This window comes from Gaetbulibacter sp. M235 (assembly GCF_043876835.1).
Classification (GTDB): domain Bacteria; phylum Bacteroidota; class Bacteroidia; order Flavobacteriales; family Flavobacteriaceae; genus Yeosuana.
Map to the genome: position 1 here is coordinate 478,494 of NZ_JBAWJZ010000002.1, position 17,114 is coordinate 495,607.

19 protein-coding genes are annotated in these 17,114 nt (G+C 31.9%); 11 read left to right on the top strand and 8 right to left on the bottom strand.

The window, feature by feature from the left end; genetic code table 11:
* The first annotated feature begins 45 nt into the window (after positions 1-45).
* Positions 46-1,437, top strand: a complete 1,392-nt coding sequence (locus V8G69_RS04915) for an exopolysaccharide biosynthesis polyprenyl glycosylphosphotransferase (RefSeq protein ID WP_394880696.1) — start codon at positions 46-48, stop codon at positions 1,435-1,437.
* Here the strand turns inward: V8G69_RS04915 and V8G69_RS04920 are convergent.
* On the bottom strand, positions 1,405-2,607 hold the full coding sequence (locus tag V8G69_RS04920; RefSeq protein ID WP_394880697.1) for a DUF4105 domain-containing protein: 1,203 nt from the start codon (positions 2,605-2,607) through the stop codon (positions 1,405-1,407). The two genes, V8G69_RS04915 and V8G69_RS04920, sit on opposite strands and share 33 nt — an antisense overlap.
* A gap of 13 nt (positions 2,608-2,620) precedes the next feature.
* Entirely contained in the window at positions 2,621-3,691 is a 1,071-nt protein-coding gene (locus V8G69_RS04925; RefSeq protein ID WP_394880698.1) for a PorV/PorQ family protein, read from the bottom strand.
* A gap of 125 nt (positions 3,692-3,816) precedes the next feature.
* Here V8G69_RS04925 and V8G69_RS04930 point away from each other — a divergent pair, with 125 nt between their 5' ends.
* Both V8G69_RS04930 and V8G69_RS04935 read left to right on the top strand, forming a co-directional pair.
* On the top strand, positions 3,817-4,569 hold the full coding sequence (locus tag V8G69_RS04930; RefSeq protein ID WP_394880699.1) for a CDP-alcohol phosphatidyltransferase family protein: 753 nt from the start codon (positions 3,817-3,819) through the stop codon (positions 4,567-4,569).
* A gap of 25 nt (positions 4,570-4,594) precedes the next feature.
* Entirely contained in the window at positions 4,595-5,470 is an 876-nt protein-coding gene (locus V8G69_RS04935) for a DUF808 domain-containing protein (RefSeq protein ID WP_394880700.1), read from the top strand.
* Positions 5,471-5,474: 4 nt separating this feature from the next.
* Here V8G69_RS04935 and lptB read toward each other — a convergent pair whose 3' ends face one another.
* Genes lptB through V8G69_RS04955 form a run of 4 tightly spaced genes read right to left on the bottom strand, consistent with a single transcriptional unit; the run spans position 5,475 to position 8,410 of the window.
* The gene (gene lptB / locus V8G69_RS04940; RefSeq protein WP_394880701.1) at positions 5,475-6,215 is read right to left on the bottom strand and encodes an LPS export ABC transporter ATP-binding protein; all 741 of its coding nucleotides are present in this window, start codon (positions 6,213-6,215) and stop codon (positions 5,475-5,477) included.
* A gap of 59 nt (positions 6,216-6,274) precedes the next feature.
* Entirely contained in the window at positions 6,275-6,631 is a 357-nt protein-coding gene (locus V8G69_RS04945; protein WP_394880702.1) for a carboxymuconolactone decarboxylase family protein, read from the bottom strand.
* Positions 6,624-7,445 (bottom strand): twin-arginine translocase subunit TatC, encoded by an 822-nt coding sequence (gene tatC / locus V8G69_RS04950; RefSeq protein ID WP_394880703.1) that lies wholly within the window; start codon positions 7,443-7,445, stop codon positions 6,624-6,626. The genes V8G69_RS04945 and tatC overlap by 8 nt, the downstream gene beginning before the upstream one ends.
* Positions 7,445-8,410, bottom strand: a complete 966-nt coding sequence (locus V8G69_RS04955) for an SIS domain-containing protein (RefSeq protein WP_394880704.1) — start codon at positions 8,408-8,410, stop codon at positions 7,445-7,447. Before V8G69_RS04955 ends, tatC begins: the two co-directional genes overlap by 1 nt.
* 203 nt (positions 8,411-8,613) lie before the next feature.
* On the opposite strand from V8G69_RS04955, the gene V8G69_RS04960 reads away from it, so the two are divergent.
* Positions 8,614-10,818 carry a RecQ family ATP-dependent DNA helicase gene (locus V8G69_RS04960; RefSeq protein WP_394880705.1) on the top strand — a complete coding sequence of 735 codons (2,205 nt, stop codon included), beginning with the start codon at positions 8,614-8,616 and terminating at the stop codon, positions 10,816-10,818.
* Here the strand turns inward: V8G69_RS04960 and V8G69_RS04965 are convergent.
* Positions 10,815-11,276 carry a hypothetical protein gene (locus tag V8G69_RS04965; RefSeq protein ID WP_394880706.1) on the bottom strand — a complete coding sequence of 154 codons (462 nt, stop codon included), beginning with the start codon at positions 11,274-11,276 and terminating at the stop codon, positions 10,815-10,817. The two genes, V8G69_RS04960 and V8G69_RS04965, sit on opposite strands and share 4 nt — an antisense overlap.
* A gap of 103 nt (positions 11,277-11,379) precedes the next feature.
* Between V8G69_RS04965 and V8G69_RS04970 the strand changes: the two genes are divergently transcribed.
* From V8G69_RS04970 to V8G69_RS04985, 4 genes are all read left to right on the top strand, one after another.
* The gene (locus tag V8G69_RS04970) at positions 11,380-12,312 is read left to right on the top strand and encodes a peptidylprolyl isomerase (RefSeq protein ID WP_394880707.1); all 933 of its coding nucleotides are present in this window, start codon (positions 11,380-11,382) and stop codon (positions 12,310-12,312) included.
* A 104-nt stretch (positions 12,313-12,416) separates the two neighbouring features.
* Entirely contained in the window at positions 12,417-13,121 is a 705-nt protein-coding gene (locus V8G69_RS04975) for a tetratricopeptide repeat protein (RefSeq protein WP_394880708.1), read from the top strand.
* Between the two features lie 40 nt (positions 13,122-13,161).
* Positions 13,162-13,707: a YfiT family bacillithiol transferase gene (locus V8G69_RS04980; RefSeq protein ID WP_394880709.1), complete on the top strand. Its 546-nt coding sequence runs from the start codon at positions 13,162-13,164 to the stop codon at positions 13,705-13,707.
* 10 nt (positions 13,708-13,717) lie between these two features.
* Positions 13,718-14,200, top strand: a complete 483-nt coding sequence (locus V8G69_RS04985; RefSeq protein WP_394880710.1) for a GNAT family N-acetyltransferase — start codon at positions 13,718-13,720, stop codon at positions 14,198-14,200.
* Here the strand turns inward: V8G69_RS04985 and V8G69_RS04990 are convergent, their stop codons facing one another.
* Positions 14,201-14,758 (bottom strand): thioredoxin family protein, encoded by a 558-nt coding sequence (locus V8G69_RS04990; RefSeq protein ID WP_394880711.1) that lies wholly within the window; start codon positions 14,756-14,758, stop codon positions 14,201-14,203. It lies immediately after the preceding gene.
* A gap of 48 nt (positions 14,759-14,806) precedes the next feature.
* Between V8G69_RS04990 and V8G69_RS04995 the strand changes: the two genes are divergently transcribed.
* Genes V8G69_RS04995 through V8G69_RS05005 form a run of 3 tightly spaced genes read left to right on the top strand, consistent with a single transcriptional unit; the run spans position 14,807 to position 17,088 of the window.
* The gene (locus V8G69_RS04995) at positions 14,807-15,142 is read left to right on the top strand and encodes a tRNA-binding protein (RefSeq protein ID WP_394880712.1); all 336 of its coding nucleotides are present in this window, start codon (positions 14,807-14,809) and stop codon (positions 15,140-15,142) included.
* Positions 15,143-15,148: 6 nt separating this feature from the next.
* The gene (locus V8G69_RS05000) at positions 15,149-16,060 is read left to right on the top strand and encodes a bile acid:sodium symporter family protein (RefSeq protein WP_394880713.1); all 912 of its coding nucleotides are present in this window, start codon (positions 15,149-15,151) and stop codon (positions 16,058-16,060) included.
* Positions 16,054-17,088 (top strand): lysophospholipid acyltransferase family protein, encoded by a 1,035-nt coding sequence (locus V8G69_RS05005; protein WP_394880714.1) that lies wholly within the window; start codon positions 16,054-16,056, stop codon positions 17,086-17,088. The genes V8G69_RS05000 and V8G69_RS05005 overlap by 7 nt, the downstream gene beginning before the upstream one ends.
* Positions 17,089-17,114: the final 26 nt, after the last annotated feature.

The following is a 17,114-nucleotide window of genomic DNA, read 5'->3' on the forward strand; positions in this document are numbered from 1 at the left end:
ATTACTCACTATATTTATAGTCTCTCAAAAACACCCAATTCAAACATGTCAAATCACAGCATTCATTTCAATATTTCTGAACGCAAAATTTTGTTGCGTATTTTTGATATTGTTTTTACGCTTGCTTTATTGTATTTGGTGAGTACAGCTTTTGATTTTGATTACTTTACAATAGCAAAAGAAAACTGGACATGGGTTTTTGTTTTAATCCTCTATTTGTCCATATTTGGAACCGTTTTTGAGTTATACGACCTGCAGAAATCCAGTAAGTTAGAGAAGGTTATTCCAGGCATCATTCTTACCGTGTCTGTTACCGTGTTATTTTATTTTTTAACACCCATCTATACGCCTTTTTTACCAGCTAACCGGTTGCAAATCCTGTATTTTTATTTTGCTATTTTAACAGCTATTTTTATCTGGCGCTGGACATACATTACTTTTATAGCCTCTCCTCGATTTTTTAAAAACGCCTTGATTATTGGGGAAACCAGCAATATAGAATATATTATTAATGCCTTTAAAGATGCCGACCCTAATTATAATATTATTGGGTTTATTGATTGTGAAGCTAAACAAACCAATGCCGTTAAATTTTCGGGGATCACGGAGTATCCTTCCAACGAAATATATAATATTATTAAAGAGAAACACATTTCTGAAATTGTGGTTGCCAGTTATAATTCTGAAGCCATAACCTCAGATATTTATTATGACTTAATAACACTTTTAGAGTCGGGATTTTCCATTAAGGAATATACGCAAGTATATGAGGAAATGACGTTGCGTGTGCCTGTTCAATTTGTTGGGAAAGATTTTTATAAATACTTCCCTTTTAGCAGGAACAACCAAAACAAGATGTACCTGTTTTTTCATCGCTTTTTTGATGTTATTATATCTCTCGTAGGTGTTTTAATAGGTTTGGTTTTGCTGCCTTTTATTTTATTAGGTAATATTATTGGAAATAGAGGACCGCTTTTTTATGTTCAAGAACGTGTTGGTAAAAACGGGAAAACCTTTAAAATGGTAAAATACAGAACCATGATTGAAAATGCCGAAAAAGGAGGTGCCGTTTGGGCTAAAAAAAATGACTCTAGAATCACTGCTTTTGGTAAATTTTTAAGGCATTCCAGATTGGATGAAATACCTCAATTTATCAATATTTTAAAAGATGAGATGAGTTTGATTGGTCCAAGACCAGAACGCCCTTATTTTGTTAGGGAATTATCCCAGATATTGCCTTTTTATGAAACCCGCCACATTATTAAACCAGGACTAACCGGTTGGGCACAAGTTAAGACACGGTACGGATCATCGGTTGATGATAGTCTGGTTAAATTGCAATATGATTTGTTTTATATCAAACACAGAGGTTTTTTTCTGGATATAAACATTCTAATAAAAACCTTAACGACCCTGTTCTACTTCAGAGGGCAATAAGTGTTGATTGTAGTATTTTATTAAATATATATATCGTATAAAAAGAGCCACTAGAAAGGGGATTAATCCAATAGCGAAAATCTGGACCCCAATAACCCAATGCAATGTTAAAAGGCATAATAAGATCACCAAAAACTTTAGATATTTTATAAACCAAGGACTTATTCTAGTTTTAAAAACCTGTTTAATAACCAGTAGATTTAATACACAGGCCCAAAGTAAATTGTAGTTTTGGTGCGTAGCTTTGTGGTCTGTAGCAAACCAAAGCAATACAATAAGAGCCCCAATAATTCCGGTAAGTAAGAATAAAATGATATCCAGCGATTTTGTTCTTTGATTCTTTTTGAAATCTTTATAGGTTATGAATAATATCAAAACTCCAATAATTCCAAAAACAAATAATGGACTTAAAAAGAAATTGCCTGATTTTGGTGTTGGTTTTTCCTTGTAAACCGTGTTGCTTTCTTTAACTAAAGGCTCATTGCTACTTTTAAAAGTTGCAACATCAAAAAAGGCATGTATGAATGATGGCAAAAACATATGTTCTTCGGGTGTTGCCTTTTGGTCAATTACAGAACCCAGCGCAACATCAATACCCAGACTACCCCAAGAGTTGCGATTGAGTTTGTTTTGTATTAAGGTTCGAAATGTTTCCGCTTTAAAATCTTTTGGATTGTTATATTTTAAAGCATTATTTGTAGCTATATCCAGTACTTCTTTAATTTTAGTGGCACAATTGTCATAAAAAAAGTCATATAAATAGTTCCTGTTTTCCGGTTTATAATTGTTTACTAAATACTCGTAAAGTTTTTGTTTTTGTTCCTGATTTAAATTTAGTTTCTGTTCTTCAACAGTCCTGTTTTGCCATTCGTAAAACCTTATAAAATCATAATAGTTAACGGCTCCAATGGAATAATTTAATTTGCCTCTAGCGAAATTTAGGTAAAAGTTAGGAGCATCAAAATCAAATCGGCCGTAATCAAAACATACATCCAAACGACCACTTGCATCTTGTATTCTAATGGCATTATGGCCAAAGGCATCATTTAATGAATTTCCAGGACCAACAGTAATGATGCTAATTTCTGTATCAGGAGATAATTTGTAATTCTGTGAAAACGTAAAGGTTAAACAGAAAAAACAAGCTGTAAAAAGTAATTTTTTAAACATAAGCTATATGAAATTATCTAAAGACACTGAAATCGATTTTTAAAGAAAATACATTGGAGTAAAGGGCTACACTTTGGTCGCCTATATCTGTAAATGCGTAATCTATTTGTATACCATTATACTTAAAGCCAACACCAAAACTTGGTTGAAAACTTAATTTTTCTGTGTTGTCAATTTGCAATTCGTTTTGAAAATTTCCAACACCCGCTCTTAAATAAATCATGTCAACATACCCAAATTCAAAACCTAATGCTGGATTTACACTAGCCAAAGACGATGAAAAAATATCATTGTTTTCTTCAAAGCGCACATTTAAATTTAAAGCTGTTAAAAAGGTGTAATCATAATTAAACGTCATCAATTTTGAAATTCCAATTTGAAGCTTAGGAATCGTGATTTCTGTAGTTTCTGGTAATTCCTGATTTTGACCTTCAACCGCATTTTGAACCTTAGCAAATTCATCTTCATTAATACTCCAGGCATTGAATGTTGTGGTAATGTCTCTTGCCATGACCCCAAATTTCCATTTATTATTGCTTTCAAACTGAACTCCTAAATCCAGTCCAAATCCCCAAGAAGATGCAAAATCACCAATAATACGACGGATAACTTTAGCATTCACACCATAGTTCAACCCATGAACAGGTAATTTTCTGGCGTAAGAAAACGTTAAACCATAATCGGCGGTTGAAAACAAGCTTATTCTGTCGTAATTAATATTTCCCTGGTCATCAATAAGTTGTGTGGTGTCTAAAATATCATCAACTGCAAATCTAATCAATGATATCCCTATGGTACTTCTGTCATCCAAAGGTTTTGCAAAAGCAACATAATCGTAGTTAGCAATATTGGCAAAATAGTTGGAATGCATCAATGCCAATTGATTGTCTTCAAGATTCACCAATCCGGCAGGATTCCAATAGCCAGCATTCACATCGGCAGATTGTGATGTTACGGCACTGCTCATTCCTAAAGCAGCAGCGTCCACACCAATATTCATAAACTCATTAGAATATTTTCTAGTGGTTTGACTAAAAAGGGTTATTGAAATTATAAAAAATAATGTTGTTATAAATGACTTCAAACGCAATTTTTTTACAAATATGCACATAATTTATTACCTATAAACTTGAAATGTTAATAGATATTGTTTCTTAGTTATTTTAGACGAAAAATGTTTGTTATTTTTACAGCTACAAATATCTGTATATGAAGAAATATATTCCAAATGCATTAACACTTTTAAATTTATTTTGTGGAAGTATCGCTGTTGTTTTTGCTGTAAACAATGATTTTATTACAGCTTCAATTTTTGTTTTTCTTGGAATATTTTTTGATTTTTTTGATGGATTTTTTGCCAGGAAATTTAAGGTTCAAGGTCCTTTGGGTGTGCAACTGGATTCGTTAGCCGATATGGTAACCAGTGGTGTGGTACCAGGTGTTATTATGTTTAAATTATTAAGTTTAACAATTAATTCTGGTGACATTTTAGGCTCAAGTAATGAGTGGTCCAATTCTATGTTTTGGACTGGGTTTAAAATATCGCCTTTACCATTTATAGGCCTATTTATAACTTTAGCATCGGCCTACAGATTAGCAAAATTCAATCTTGATGAAGACCAACAAAGTTATTTTAAAGGCTTACCAACTCCTGCAAATACTTTATTGATTATTTCGTTACCGTTAATTCTTGAATTTCAAAATAGTGATTTGATGAATGCCATTATTTTGAATAAATGGTTCTTAATTGTTTTAACATTGCTTAGTTGTTATTTATTAAATTCAAATATTAAATTGTTTGCACTAAAATTTAAAGAATGGGGATTTAAGGCCAATGCATCCAGATATATTTTTATCATGCTATGCATTATTTTTTTAATTGTTCTTCAATTTGCTGCCATTCCGATTATTATTTTGCTTTATATCTCCATGTCTCTTTTGGATAGTTTGACGATTAAATAATTTTGAAATTTAAACACAATAAATAATGGCTTCAGGTTTTTTTGCATTGCTGGATGATATAGCAGCCCTAATGGATGATGTTGTGGTAATGAGTAAAATTACCACTAAAAAAACAGCAGGTATTTTAGGAGATGATTTGGCTGTTAACGCCGAGAAAGCTACTGGTTTTGTGTCGTCCAGAGAATTGCCGGTATTATGGGCCATAACCAAAGGATCTCTACTTAATAAGCTTATTATATTGCCCATTGCGTTTTTGTTAAGTTCTTTTTTACCTTGGGCCATTACCATAATTTTAATTTTTGGAGGTGTTTATTTGGCCTATGAAGGTGTTGAAAAAGTAGTTGATTTTTTTGTTCCTCACAAAAAGCATTCTGCAACTAATAATGATTTTAGTCTTACTGAAAAAGATCCAATTGTTATCGAACAAAAGAAAATAAAATCGGCCATAGTAACTGATTTTATTTTGTCTGTTGAGATAGTAATTATTGCTTTAGGAACTGTTTTAGGGAAGCCAATTTCATCTCAAATACTTGTTGTTTCCTTTGTAGCTTTTTTGGCAACTATTGGGGTTTATGGTATTGTAGCGCTTATTGTAAGGATGGATGACTTGGGTTTTAAACTTTTAAAGCAAAGTAAAAATCAAAAAAACTTTTTAAGTGTCATTGGAAATTTTCTAATTAAATCACTTCCAGTAGTCATTAAAAGTTTATCTGTTATTGGTACGATAGCCCTGATTTTAGTGGCTGGTGGTATTTTTACTCATAATATAGACTTTCTTCATCATTTTTTGGAAGAAATACCTTTATTTATAAAAGATACTATTGTTGGTTTAACAGTAGGATTTATTGCTTTTTTAATTGTAGAGTCATTTAAAAAGTCATTTAAAATCTTTAAAAAATAAAAAGCTAATCTCTGATTTTCTTTTTGCGCAGCTCGAAATTCTGACCTAAATATACTTTACGTACCATAGCATCACTAGCTAATTCTTCAGGAATACCGGCTTTTAAAATGCTTCCTTCAAACATCAAATAAGTTCTATCGGTAATCGCCAACGTTTCCTGTACGTTGTGATCAGTGATTAAAATACCTATATTTTTTTTTGTTAAATGCGCTACAATACGTTGAATATCTTCAACAGCAACGGGGTCGACACCAGCAAAAGGCTCATCCAATAAAATGAAACTTGGGTCAGTGGCCAAAGCACGAGCAATTTCAGTACGTCTACGCTCGCCGCCAGATAATAAATCCCCACGATTTTTGCGGATATGCCCTAAACCAAACTCTTCTATAAGAGACTCCATTTTATCATGTTGTTCCTTTTTACTTAGTTTAGTGAGTTGTAAAACACTTAAAATATTATCTTCAATGCTAAGCTTTCTAAAAACGGAAGCTTCCTGAGCCAAATATCCAATCCCGTTTTGAGCACGTTTATACATAGGATATTTTGTGATTTCGGTATTATCAAGAAAAATATTTCCACCATTTGGCTTTATCAACCCTACAATCATATAAAAACTTGTAGTTTTTCCAGCACCATTTGGACCTAATAACCCAACAATTTCTCCTTGGTTAACTTCCAGAGAAACATTTTTTACAACTTTTCGTCCATTATAGGACTTCATTAAATTTTCAGCTCTTAAAATCATATGCTCATTGATAACGCTAAAAATAGTAAAATCATATTACTATTAAAGCTGTAATGGTTTTAAATTGGTTTATCCTGTTCTTCTAAAGCGTCCCAAAATTCATAGGCACGACGTAAATGTGGAATTACAATGGTACCACCAACTAAGGTTGCTATACTTAGTGCTTCTACTACCTGGTCTTTTGTTAAACCTAATTTGTAACTGGTTTCTAAATGATATTTTATACAATCATCACAACGTAATACAGCTGAAGCCACTAATCCTAAAAGTTCTTTAGTTTTAACATCCAGAGCGCCTTCGGTGTACGCATTCGTGTCTAAATTAAATATACGTTTGATAATTTTGTTATTATCAGATAGAATTTTATCATTCATCCTTGAACGATATTCGTTGAATTCTGAAACAATATCAGGCATGTTTTTTTTCTCTTCGTTTTTGATTTCTGATAACTATTCGCGAAATAAAAATACTCGCTTCATAAAGGATAAGTATTGGAATTGCTACAATAACTTGGCTTGCAATATCTGGTGGTGTAATGATTGCAGAAATTACCAACACCAAAATAAGCGCATATTTTCTGTATTTTCTTAAGAATTGAGGTGTTACCAAACCAACTTTAGTTAAAAAATAGATGATTATGGGTAATTCAAACACCAAACCGGAAGCTAATACCGATGATCTGATGAGACCAATATAACTACTTAAATCAAAATCATTATGTACTTGATCGCTTACTTGATACGTTCCTAAAAAGTTGATGGATAAAGGACAAATGACATAATACCCAAACAGTACACCTATAAAAAACAATAGCGATGAAATAATGATAAATCCTCTGGAATGTTTACGCTCGTTTTCATGCAATCCTGGACTTATGAATTTCCATAATTGATAAAGCACATAAGGAAAAGCAATGACAAAACCAGCGGTTATTGCCGTCCAGATATGGGCTGAAAATTGACCAGACATGGTTCTACTTTGAATTTCAAAAGGCAGCTTTGTAAAACAAAAGCTTTCCATTCCTAAATATTTTGAAGCTTTACATAACAATTCGTAGGTGATAAAGCTAGCCTTTGAAGGGCCAAAAATTAAAACATCGAAAATAAAGCCTTTAGCTAAAAATGCTATAGTAGCTGTTATTGTTACAGCTGATACAGATTTAATTAAATGCCATCTTAATTCTTCAAGATGATCTAAAAAAGACATCTCGTTTACATTTTTTTTTGCCATTATATGATGCCTTCTTTTATTAAATCGTGTAAGTGAACCACACCTGCATAGTTGCCATTTTCTTCAACTAAAAGTTGCGATATTTCATAAGTTTCCATAATATCCATGGCATCAATAGCCATCGCATCGCCATTGATTCGTTTAGGATTTTTGCTCATGATATCTTTCGCTTTAACGGAAGAAATATTATCTACTTTACTTAACATTCTACGCAAATCACCATCGGTTATAATACCGATTATTTTATTGTCTTCAACAACAGCCGTAACACCCAACATTTTTTCTGTAATCTCAATAATAACATCTTTTATAGACGTTTCAAGGGTTACTTGGGGTTTTTCGTTTATTGATGACAAATCATGGACCCTCAGGTATAATTTCTTTCCTAAAGCGCCACCAGGATGGTATTTAGCAAAGTCTTTACTGGAAAAACCTCTAAGATCTAATAAGCATACTGCCAAGGCATCACCAATTACCAATTGAGCGGTTGTGCTTGTAGTAGGTGCTAAATTATTAGGGCAAGCTTCTTTTTCAACAAAAGCATTTAAAACATAATCCACTTGCTGACCTAAATAGGAGTCTTTATTTCCTGTTATAGCGATCATTTTATTTTTAGCGCTCTTAATAAAAGGAACCAATACTTTTATTTCTGGAGTGTTTCCGCTTTTTGAAATGAAGACTACGATATCATCTTCAAGAATTAAACCCAAATCGCCATGAATGGCATCTGCAGCATGCATGAAGATAGCAGGTGTGCCTGTTGAGTTTAAAGTTGCAACAATTTTGGTAGCTATGATGGCACTTTTTCCAATTCCAGTTATGATTACTCTGCCTTTTGACTTGTGAATAAGATTTACAGCTTCTGCAAAATCATCATTTACTAGTTTAGATAAATTTAAAATAGCCTGACTTTCAAGTTCTATAGCTTGTATTGCAGTATTAATGATAGACTTATTATTACTCAAAATTTAATTTTTTTTTAATTGATGCTTTTAAAGATTTTACTATCTTTAATAGTTGGTCAAATTAAAATTAGTTTTTAATTTTAATTTCGGTTACAAAACTAACGAAAAAAAGAGGGTTCTCTAAATTCACTACTAAATTAATTAATAGCATTAAAATGTTTAGAGTGGTTTTCATTTTTATAAATTAATTTTTATTAAAATTTATGTCAATAACAAATAGTGACTTACATGCTGCACTAAAAAAGTTTTTCGGATTCAACAAGTTTATGGGGCTTCAGGAAGGTGTGGTTGAAAGTATTTTATCAGGCACACATACTTTTGTGATTATGCCTACAGGTGGAGGAAAATCCCTATGTTATCAGCTACCAGCATTAATGCAAGAAGGAACAGCTATTGTAGTATCCCCGTTAATTGCGTTGATGAAAAATCAGGTAGATGCTATAAGAGGTATTTCAAATGAAGAAGGTGTTGCTCATGTGTTAAATTCTTCTCTAAATAAAACAGAAATAAAAAAAGTAAAAGAGGATATTGTAAACGGTATTACAAAACTATTATATGTAGCACCAGAATCTCTTACTAAAGAGGAAAACGTTGAATTTTTACGTTCTGTAAAAGTATCTTTTATGGCTATTGATGAAGCTCATTGTATTAGTGAGTGGGGTCATGATTTTAGACCAGAGTATCGAAATTTAAAACAGATTATTTCACGAATTGGAGATAATATTCCAATTATAGCATTAACAGCAACAGCCACTCCAAAAGTACAAGAGGATGTTATTAAAAATTTAGCAATTAATGGAGCCAAAACCTTTAAAGCTTCTTTTAACAGACCTAACTTATATTATGAAGTAAGGCCAAAAGGCAAAAACGTTGATGCAGATATTATTCGTTTTATAAAACAGAATAATGGTAAGTCTGGAATAGTGTATTGTTTAAGCAGAAAACGCGTTGAAGAACTAGCCCAGGTTTTGCAAGTAAATGGTATTAAAGCAGTGCCTTATCATGCTGGATTAGATGCCAAAACCCGTACGAGCCATCAGGATAAATTTCTTATGGAAGATGTAGATGTCGTTGTAGCCACTATTGCATTTGGTATGGGAATAGATAAACCAGATGTTCGCTTTGTAATACATCACGACATTCCTAAAAGTATTGAAAGTTATTATCAGGAAACTGGTAGAGCAGGACGTGATGGAGGCGAAGGACATTGTTTAGCTTTTTATTCGTACAAGGATATTGAGAAATTAGAAAAATTCATGGCTGGAAAACCTGTAGCAGAACAGGAAATTGGTCAGGCTTTGTTACAGGAAGTTGTAGCGTTTGCAGAAACATCTATTTCCAGAAGGAAATTCATACTTCATTATTTTGGAGAAGAATTTGACAACGAAACTGGTGAAGGTGGTGATATGGATGACAATGTACGTTTTCCAAAAACGCAGCATGAGGCTAAAGATGATGCTAAGTTACTTATGCAAACCATTCAAAGTACGAATGAGAAATATAAGTCTAAAGATTTAGTGAATGTTATTACAGGGAAGGAAAATGCCTTAATAAAATCCCATAAAACAGACGAACAACCATTTTTTGGTAAAGGTCACTCCCATGACAATAAATACTGGATGGCATTGCTTAGACAAGCTTTGGTGGCTGGATACCTTAAAAAAGACATTGAAACTTACGGAGTCATCAAATTGAACGATAGCGGAAAAGAGTTTATTAAAAAGCCGGTATCTTTTATGATGACAGAAGATCATGTTTATGATAACGATCAAGAAGATCCAAACGTAATTACATCAGCAAAAGGAGGTGGAGCCTCTGCAGATGAAGTACTTATGGGTATGCTTCGCGATTTACGCAGAGTAAATGCTAAAAAACTAGGAGTACCTCCGTTTGTTGTTTTTCAAGACCCATCATTAGAGGATATGGCTTTAAAATATCCGATGACTATGAATGAACTGGCAAATGTTCATGGTGTTGGTGATGGAAAAGCAAAAAAATATGGCAAGGATTTTATTGAATTAATTTCAAAATATGTTGAAGAAAATGACATCATTCGTCCTGATGATTTAGTTGTTAAATCGACCGGAAGTAATTCTGCGATCAAATTATATATCATTCAGAATATTGATAGAAAGCTGCCGCTAGACGATATAGCATCCTCTAAAGGGATGTCAATGGGTGAATTTATAAAAGAGATGGAAGCCATCGTATATTCAGGAACCAAATTGAATATTAATTACTGGATTGATGAGATTTTAGATGAAGACCAGCAAGAGGAAATCCATGATTATTTCATGGAATCGAAAACTGATAATATTGAAACCGCAATTAATGAGTTTGATGGTGATTATGACGATGAAGAACTTCGCTTATACAGAATAAAATTCATTAGTGAAGTAGCTAATTAAGGTTGTATTTCTTCAACAACTTCAATCTTAGAAAACACTATTTTACATTTTTGAGAAGTAAGAATAAGATTTTTTACAAGTGATTTATCAAGTTTTGGTAAATCACTTTCATTTAATATAAAATCTATTTTTGTAATATATCTATTTGAAACATTAGAAGAATCTGACTCTAACTCTACCATATCAGACTCTAGTACTAATTCTTCATTATTGTATATAATTTTAAGTTGTGCACCTTTTACGGTTTTTATTTTAAAAGCACCAACAATAACCGTTAGAAAGTAATAATAACCACCCAATTCATTTGTGCCAGCATACATGACATTTTGTTCAGAAACAGCAAAAGGGTCATTATCTATACTCTTAATAATATCTTCAGTATAATTATCTACATGTTGTTTTTCCATAGTTTTAGGATTTCCAAATGCAGCTTTAAGTCTTGTTATAAATAATTTCATATATAAAATTTTGAACAAAACTAAGTATATAAACTTATTTCATCAAACTTCGTGCTTCTAACTTAGTTTCTTATCTTTGCAACTTCAATAAAAATATAGAACCATGCAAGACGGATTATACGCAAAATTTAATACAACGAAAGGCGAAATTTTAGTTGCTTTAGAATACAAAAAAACACCGGGAACGGTTGGTAATTTTGTGTCTTTAGCTGAAGGCAATTTAGAAAATGCTGTAAAACCACAAGGAACACCTTATTATGATGGTTTAAAATTCCATCGAGTAATTCCAGATTTTATGATTCAAGGGGGATGTCCACAAGGTACTGGTTCAGGAAATCCTGGTTACCAGTTTGATGATGAATTTCATGTTGACCTTAAACACAATGGCCCAGGTATTTTATCTATGGCAAATGCTGGTCCTGGAACCAATGGAAGTCAATTTTTTATCACGCATGTTGCTACGCCATGGTTAGATAACAATCACACTGTTTTTGGTAAAGTTGTTAAAGGTCAAGACGTTGTAGATGCTATTGTTCAAGGTGACAAAATTGAAACTTTAGAAATCATTAGAGTAGGAGCAGAAGCTGAAGCCTTTAATTCTGTTGAAGCATTCAGAACTTTTGAAGGTGCAAGAGAAAAGAAAATTGAAGAAGCCAGAAAAGCAGCTCAAGCCGAATTGGATAAATTAGCTAAAGGGTTTAATGAAACCAAAAGCGGATTGCGTTATCAAATCATCCAAAAAGGAACTGGTAAAAAGGCAGAAAAAGGCAAGATGGTTTCAGTGCACTATAAAGGACAATTAGCTGATGGAACTGTTTTTGATTCTTCATATAAACGCAATGAGCCTATTGATTTTCAAGTGGGAGTTGGACAAGTCATTTCAGGTTGGGATGAAGGTATTTTACTTTTACAAGTAGGTGACAAAGCTCGTTTTGTAATACCAAGTGATCTGGGGTATGGCAGTAGAGGTGCAGGTGGTGTCATTCCTCCAAATGCCACCTTAATTTTTGATGTAGAATTAATGGATGCTAAATAATATTTTTTAAAAAAAGTAGTAACAATAATTTTAAAAAAGCGTCTCATTTTTATGAGGCGCTTTTTTTTGCTTATATTTTACTTCTAATTTAAATTCTATCAAAAATGAAAACTAAAGCATTCCTATTGTCTTTATTTTTTATCATTATTGTTTCAAGCTGTTCAAAACGTATTGACTATTCTCCAGAATTTATAGAACAAACTTCCGGACGTTATTTATTCAACCAAGACGCTGTTATTGATGTGTTTTATGATAATAATAAATTGTTTTTAAAATGGAAAGGAGAAGACAAAATCAAAACGATAGCTTTAGACAATAACACATTTTTTGTGGCAGATATGTATAAAAAATTCCAATTTGTTCAGCATCCTAAAAAAAAAGAATGGTATTTATCTGAAATAACTGATGATCATGAAAATGAAGTTTCTTATGATTATTTAAAAGTTGCAGATTCTTTTAAAACACCAAGTATGTATTTAAAAGACAAGGTTTATGATAAAGCTCTTTTAGGATATTTGGAAATTCAAAAGCAAGATTCCACAAGTGTTTTTATCAATGAAGGAGATTTTAACAGGCTTGGATACGATTTTTTAAGAGAGAACCAATATCAAGATGCCATAAGTGTATTTAAAATGAATGTGGCACTATATCCTGAGAGTGATAATGTATATGATAGTTTAGCCGATGCTTGTTTAAGAAGCGGAGATAGTTTGCAGGCATTTGTTAATTATAGTAAAGCTTTGGAATACAATTCGGGAAACAAAAGAGCAAAAAATTATGTTGAACTTTATAATAAAAAAAGTAAATAGTCAATATTTATTTAAGTCGACATAATCTTATATTTGTTATATGACACAAGAAGAATTACATCAATTGCAGTATCCTATCGGGAAATTTGAAATTCCTACTTCAATAACCCAAAGCCAGATTAAAAGTTGGATTTCAATTTTAGAGCATTTCCCAAACAGATTGGAGAGTTTAGTTAAAAATTTAACTGATAATCAACTGGATACAGTTTACAGGCCAGATGGCTGGACAGTTAGGCAAGTCGTACATCATGTTTCCGATAGCCATCATCATAGTTACTCAAGATTTAAATGGGCTTTAACTGAAGATAAGCCTGTTATTAAAGCCTATTATGAAGATCGTTGGGCGGAATTGATAGATTCTAAAACGGCACCGATTGACATGTCCATTCAACATATTAAAGCTATTCATTTTAAACTGGTTTATTTGTTGAAACGTTTAAACGAAAATGATTTAAACAAATTGTTTATTCATCCTGAAACTAAAAAGGAAGTTTTGTTAAAACAAAATATTGGTATTTATGCATGGCATAGTAATCATCATTATGCACATATTGAAAACCTGTTAAAGCGAAATAACTGGATTTAATGGTGTTTTTATGATTAGAAATGTTCACATTAATGATGCTCAAAAACTTCTGGATATTTATAATTATTATGTTGTAAATACGGTTGTTACGTTCGATCTTGAAGCGTTATCATTAGATGCCTTTAAAGAGAAAATCACAACAATTAGTGCCAATTATCCTTTTATTGTTTATGAAGAGAACAATGAAATTTTAGGATATGCCTATGGCAGTAAGTTCAGGCCTAAACCAGCTTATAATGATACTGTGGAATCTACTATTTATTTAAAACACGGTGAACAAGGAAAACAAATTGGCTCTAAATTATATGGTGAATTACTGTCTTTATTAAAATTAAAGCATGTTCATGTGGTATTAGGGGTTTTAACATTGCCAAACGATGCCAGTGTAAAACTTCATGAAAAATTTGGTTTTAAACAAGTGGCACATTTAAAGGAAGTAGGTTTAAAATTTGGCAATTGGCAGGATGTAGGGTTTTGGCAATTAACATTTTAATTAAAGTTTCCATTTAATGTTACAGCCAATACTTGGTTTTTGATTTCTTGTATTTTTCTTGTTTTCAATTAAACAATCCAGAGCATAACGCAAATCTTTCCCTGTAAGAGGGATGTTATTTCCGGGACGGGAATCATCTAACTGACCTCTATATATCAACTTTAAATCTGCATCAAACAAATATAAATCTGGTGTACAGGCTGCATTATAAGCTTTGGCAACTACTTGTGTTTCATCATATAAATAAGGAAAAGGATAATGTTCGTTTTTAGCATGGATTTTCATGTTTTTTGGTCCATCTTGTGGATATTTTATAGCATCATTACTGGAAATTGCTATAAATCCAATTCCTTTTTTTGAATAGTCTTTAGCGATTTTCACAAGTTCGGGATTCACATGAATTACAAAAGGACAGTGGTTACAAATAAACATAATTACTGTTCCTTTTTTTCCTTTTAAATCATTTAGGTTAAAAGTATCACCAAAAACTGTATCAAAAAGTAAAAAATCTGGAGCTTTAGTTCCTAAAGGAAGCATGTTTGAAGGCGTTTGTGCCATAATTTAAAAGTTTTATGCTAAGTTCGTGATTATTTGTATTTTTAAAAAATGACTAAGACAATAACCTTTGAAGATTTTACTAAAGTAGATTTGCGTGTAGGAACCATTATTGAAGTTAATGATTTTCCCGAAGCGAGAAATCCTGCTTACCAACTTACTATTGATTTTGGGGAATTAGGAATTAAAAAATCATCGGCACAAATTACAACCTTGTACACTAAAGACGATTTACTGAATAAGCAGATTGTAGCTGTTGTAAATTTTCCAAATAAGCAAATTGCCAAATTTATGAGCGAATGTTTAGTACTTGGAGCAGTTAACGGGAAAGATGTCATTCTTTTAAATCCAGAAAATAAAGTAAAAAATGGTTCAACCGTAGTGTAAGATTATATGAATGAACTTGATAGTGTTCAAATACATTTTGATAATAACAGCCTCTGGATTTTAAATTTTTCATTGGCTATTGTTATGTTTGGTGTGTCATTAGGTATTTCTTTAAACGATTTTAAACGGCTGTTAGTACAACCAAAATTGGTTCTTATTGGTGTTTTATCACAATTTGTACTATTGCCATTTTTTACTTATTTATTAATTCTTTTAATTAAGCCACAACCCAGTATAGCTTTGGGAATGATTATGGTTGCAGCATGTCCTGGTGGAAACATCTCTAATTTTATGACGCATTTAGCAAAAGGCAATACTGCTTTATCTGTTAGCTTAACAGCTTTTGCCACATTTTTGGCTTTATTTATGACACCTTTTAATTTTGAATTTTATGGCAATTTATATAAGCCTACCTCTGAAATTATAAAAAGTGTAGAATTAAACCCTTTTGAACTTGTTAAACTGGTATTATTAATATTAGGAGTACCCTTGTTTTTTGGTATGTTTTTAAGAAGTAAGAATGAAGTGTTTGCAAATAAAGTGTCAAAAATACTTAAACCATTTTCTATTATCCTATTTGTGTTTATTGTTGTTATTGCGTTTGTAAATAATTTAGATGTATTTAGAAATTATATTCAGCACGTTTTAATTTTAGGAATCAGTCATAACGCTTTAGCGATTTTTCTTGGACTTTTTGTTGCTAAATTGTTTGGATTATCATTTATAAACCAAAAAACGATCGCTATCGAAACGGGCATTCAAAATTCAGGATTGGGATTATTATTGATTTTTACTTTTTTCAATGGTTTAGGCGGAATGGCAATCATGGCAGCATTCTGGGGTATTTGGCATATAGTGTCTGGACTGATTCTGGCATTGTTTTGGTCAAAAAAATCTGAAAAACTTATAGCGTGTTAAAACAAATATGGTTGCACAGTGTTAGGGCCTATATTCGTTTGGGCTTATTTTTTTATTATAAAAGAATTCATGTTTTTGGTCTTGAAAACATCCCTAAAGACCAACCTGTTTTAATTTTAGCTAATCACCAAAATGCACTTTTAGATGCTCTTATAATAGCAGCAACATGCAATCGCTTTTCATATTTTTTAACTAGAGCTTCAGTGTTTAATTCTCCTTTTTTTGCTAAGTTATTAAGGAGTTTGCGAATGCTTCCGGTTTATAGAATGCGTGACGGGATTCAAACAATTACTAAAAATAACACCATTTTTAAATGGTGTTCACAGTTACTTCATAACAATAACTCCATTGTGATTTTCCCCGAAGGGAATCATAATTTAAAAAGAACTGTTAGGCCTTTAAGCAAAGGGTTTACAAGACTTGTTTTTGATACTCTTGAAACATATTCCAATTTGAATTTACAGTTAGTTCCTATTGGATTTAATTATAAAAACCCTGAAAGTTTTGCTGATGAAGTTGCTATATACATTGGAAAGCCAATCGCGGCCAATGATTATGTTTTTAATAAAAGAAATCATGATGTTTTAAAATTGAAAGAAACTGTGCATGAATCTCTATCAAAACTTACAACCCATATTCCACACGAGGATTATGAGTATTCTTTAAAGAAATTAAAAGATTTGCATGTTGATTTTTTAAATCCAGAATCTGTTAATGCTTGTCTTTCAAGTAATTTTAAGAATTGTACTAATAAAGGGCTTGAAAAACCTTCATTAATAAAGCGATTTCTTAAAGCTGTTCTTATTATAAATGTATTACTTCCTTATTTGATTTGGAAAAAGGCTATTGTGCCTAAAATTAAAGAAATTGAATTTGTTTCAACTTTTAGATTTGCTGTTGGAATCACACTTGTCCCAATTTATTTGTTGGCAATAACTGTAATATTGGGTTTAAATATTGGTTGGCCTTATGCCTTATTTTATTTGTTCGCTGTATTGATTTTGGCATTAATTACAGTAAAACAATAACAATACGCATAAAAAAACCGCTACAA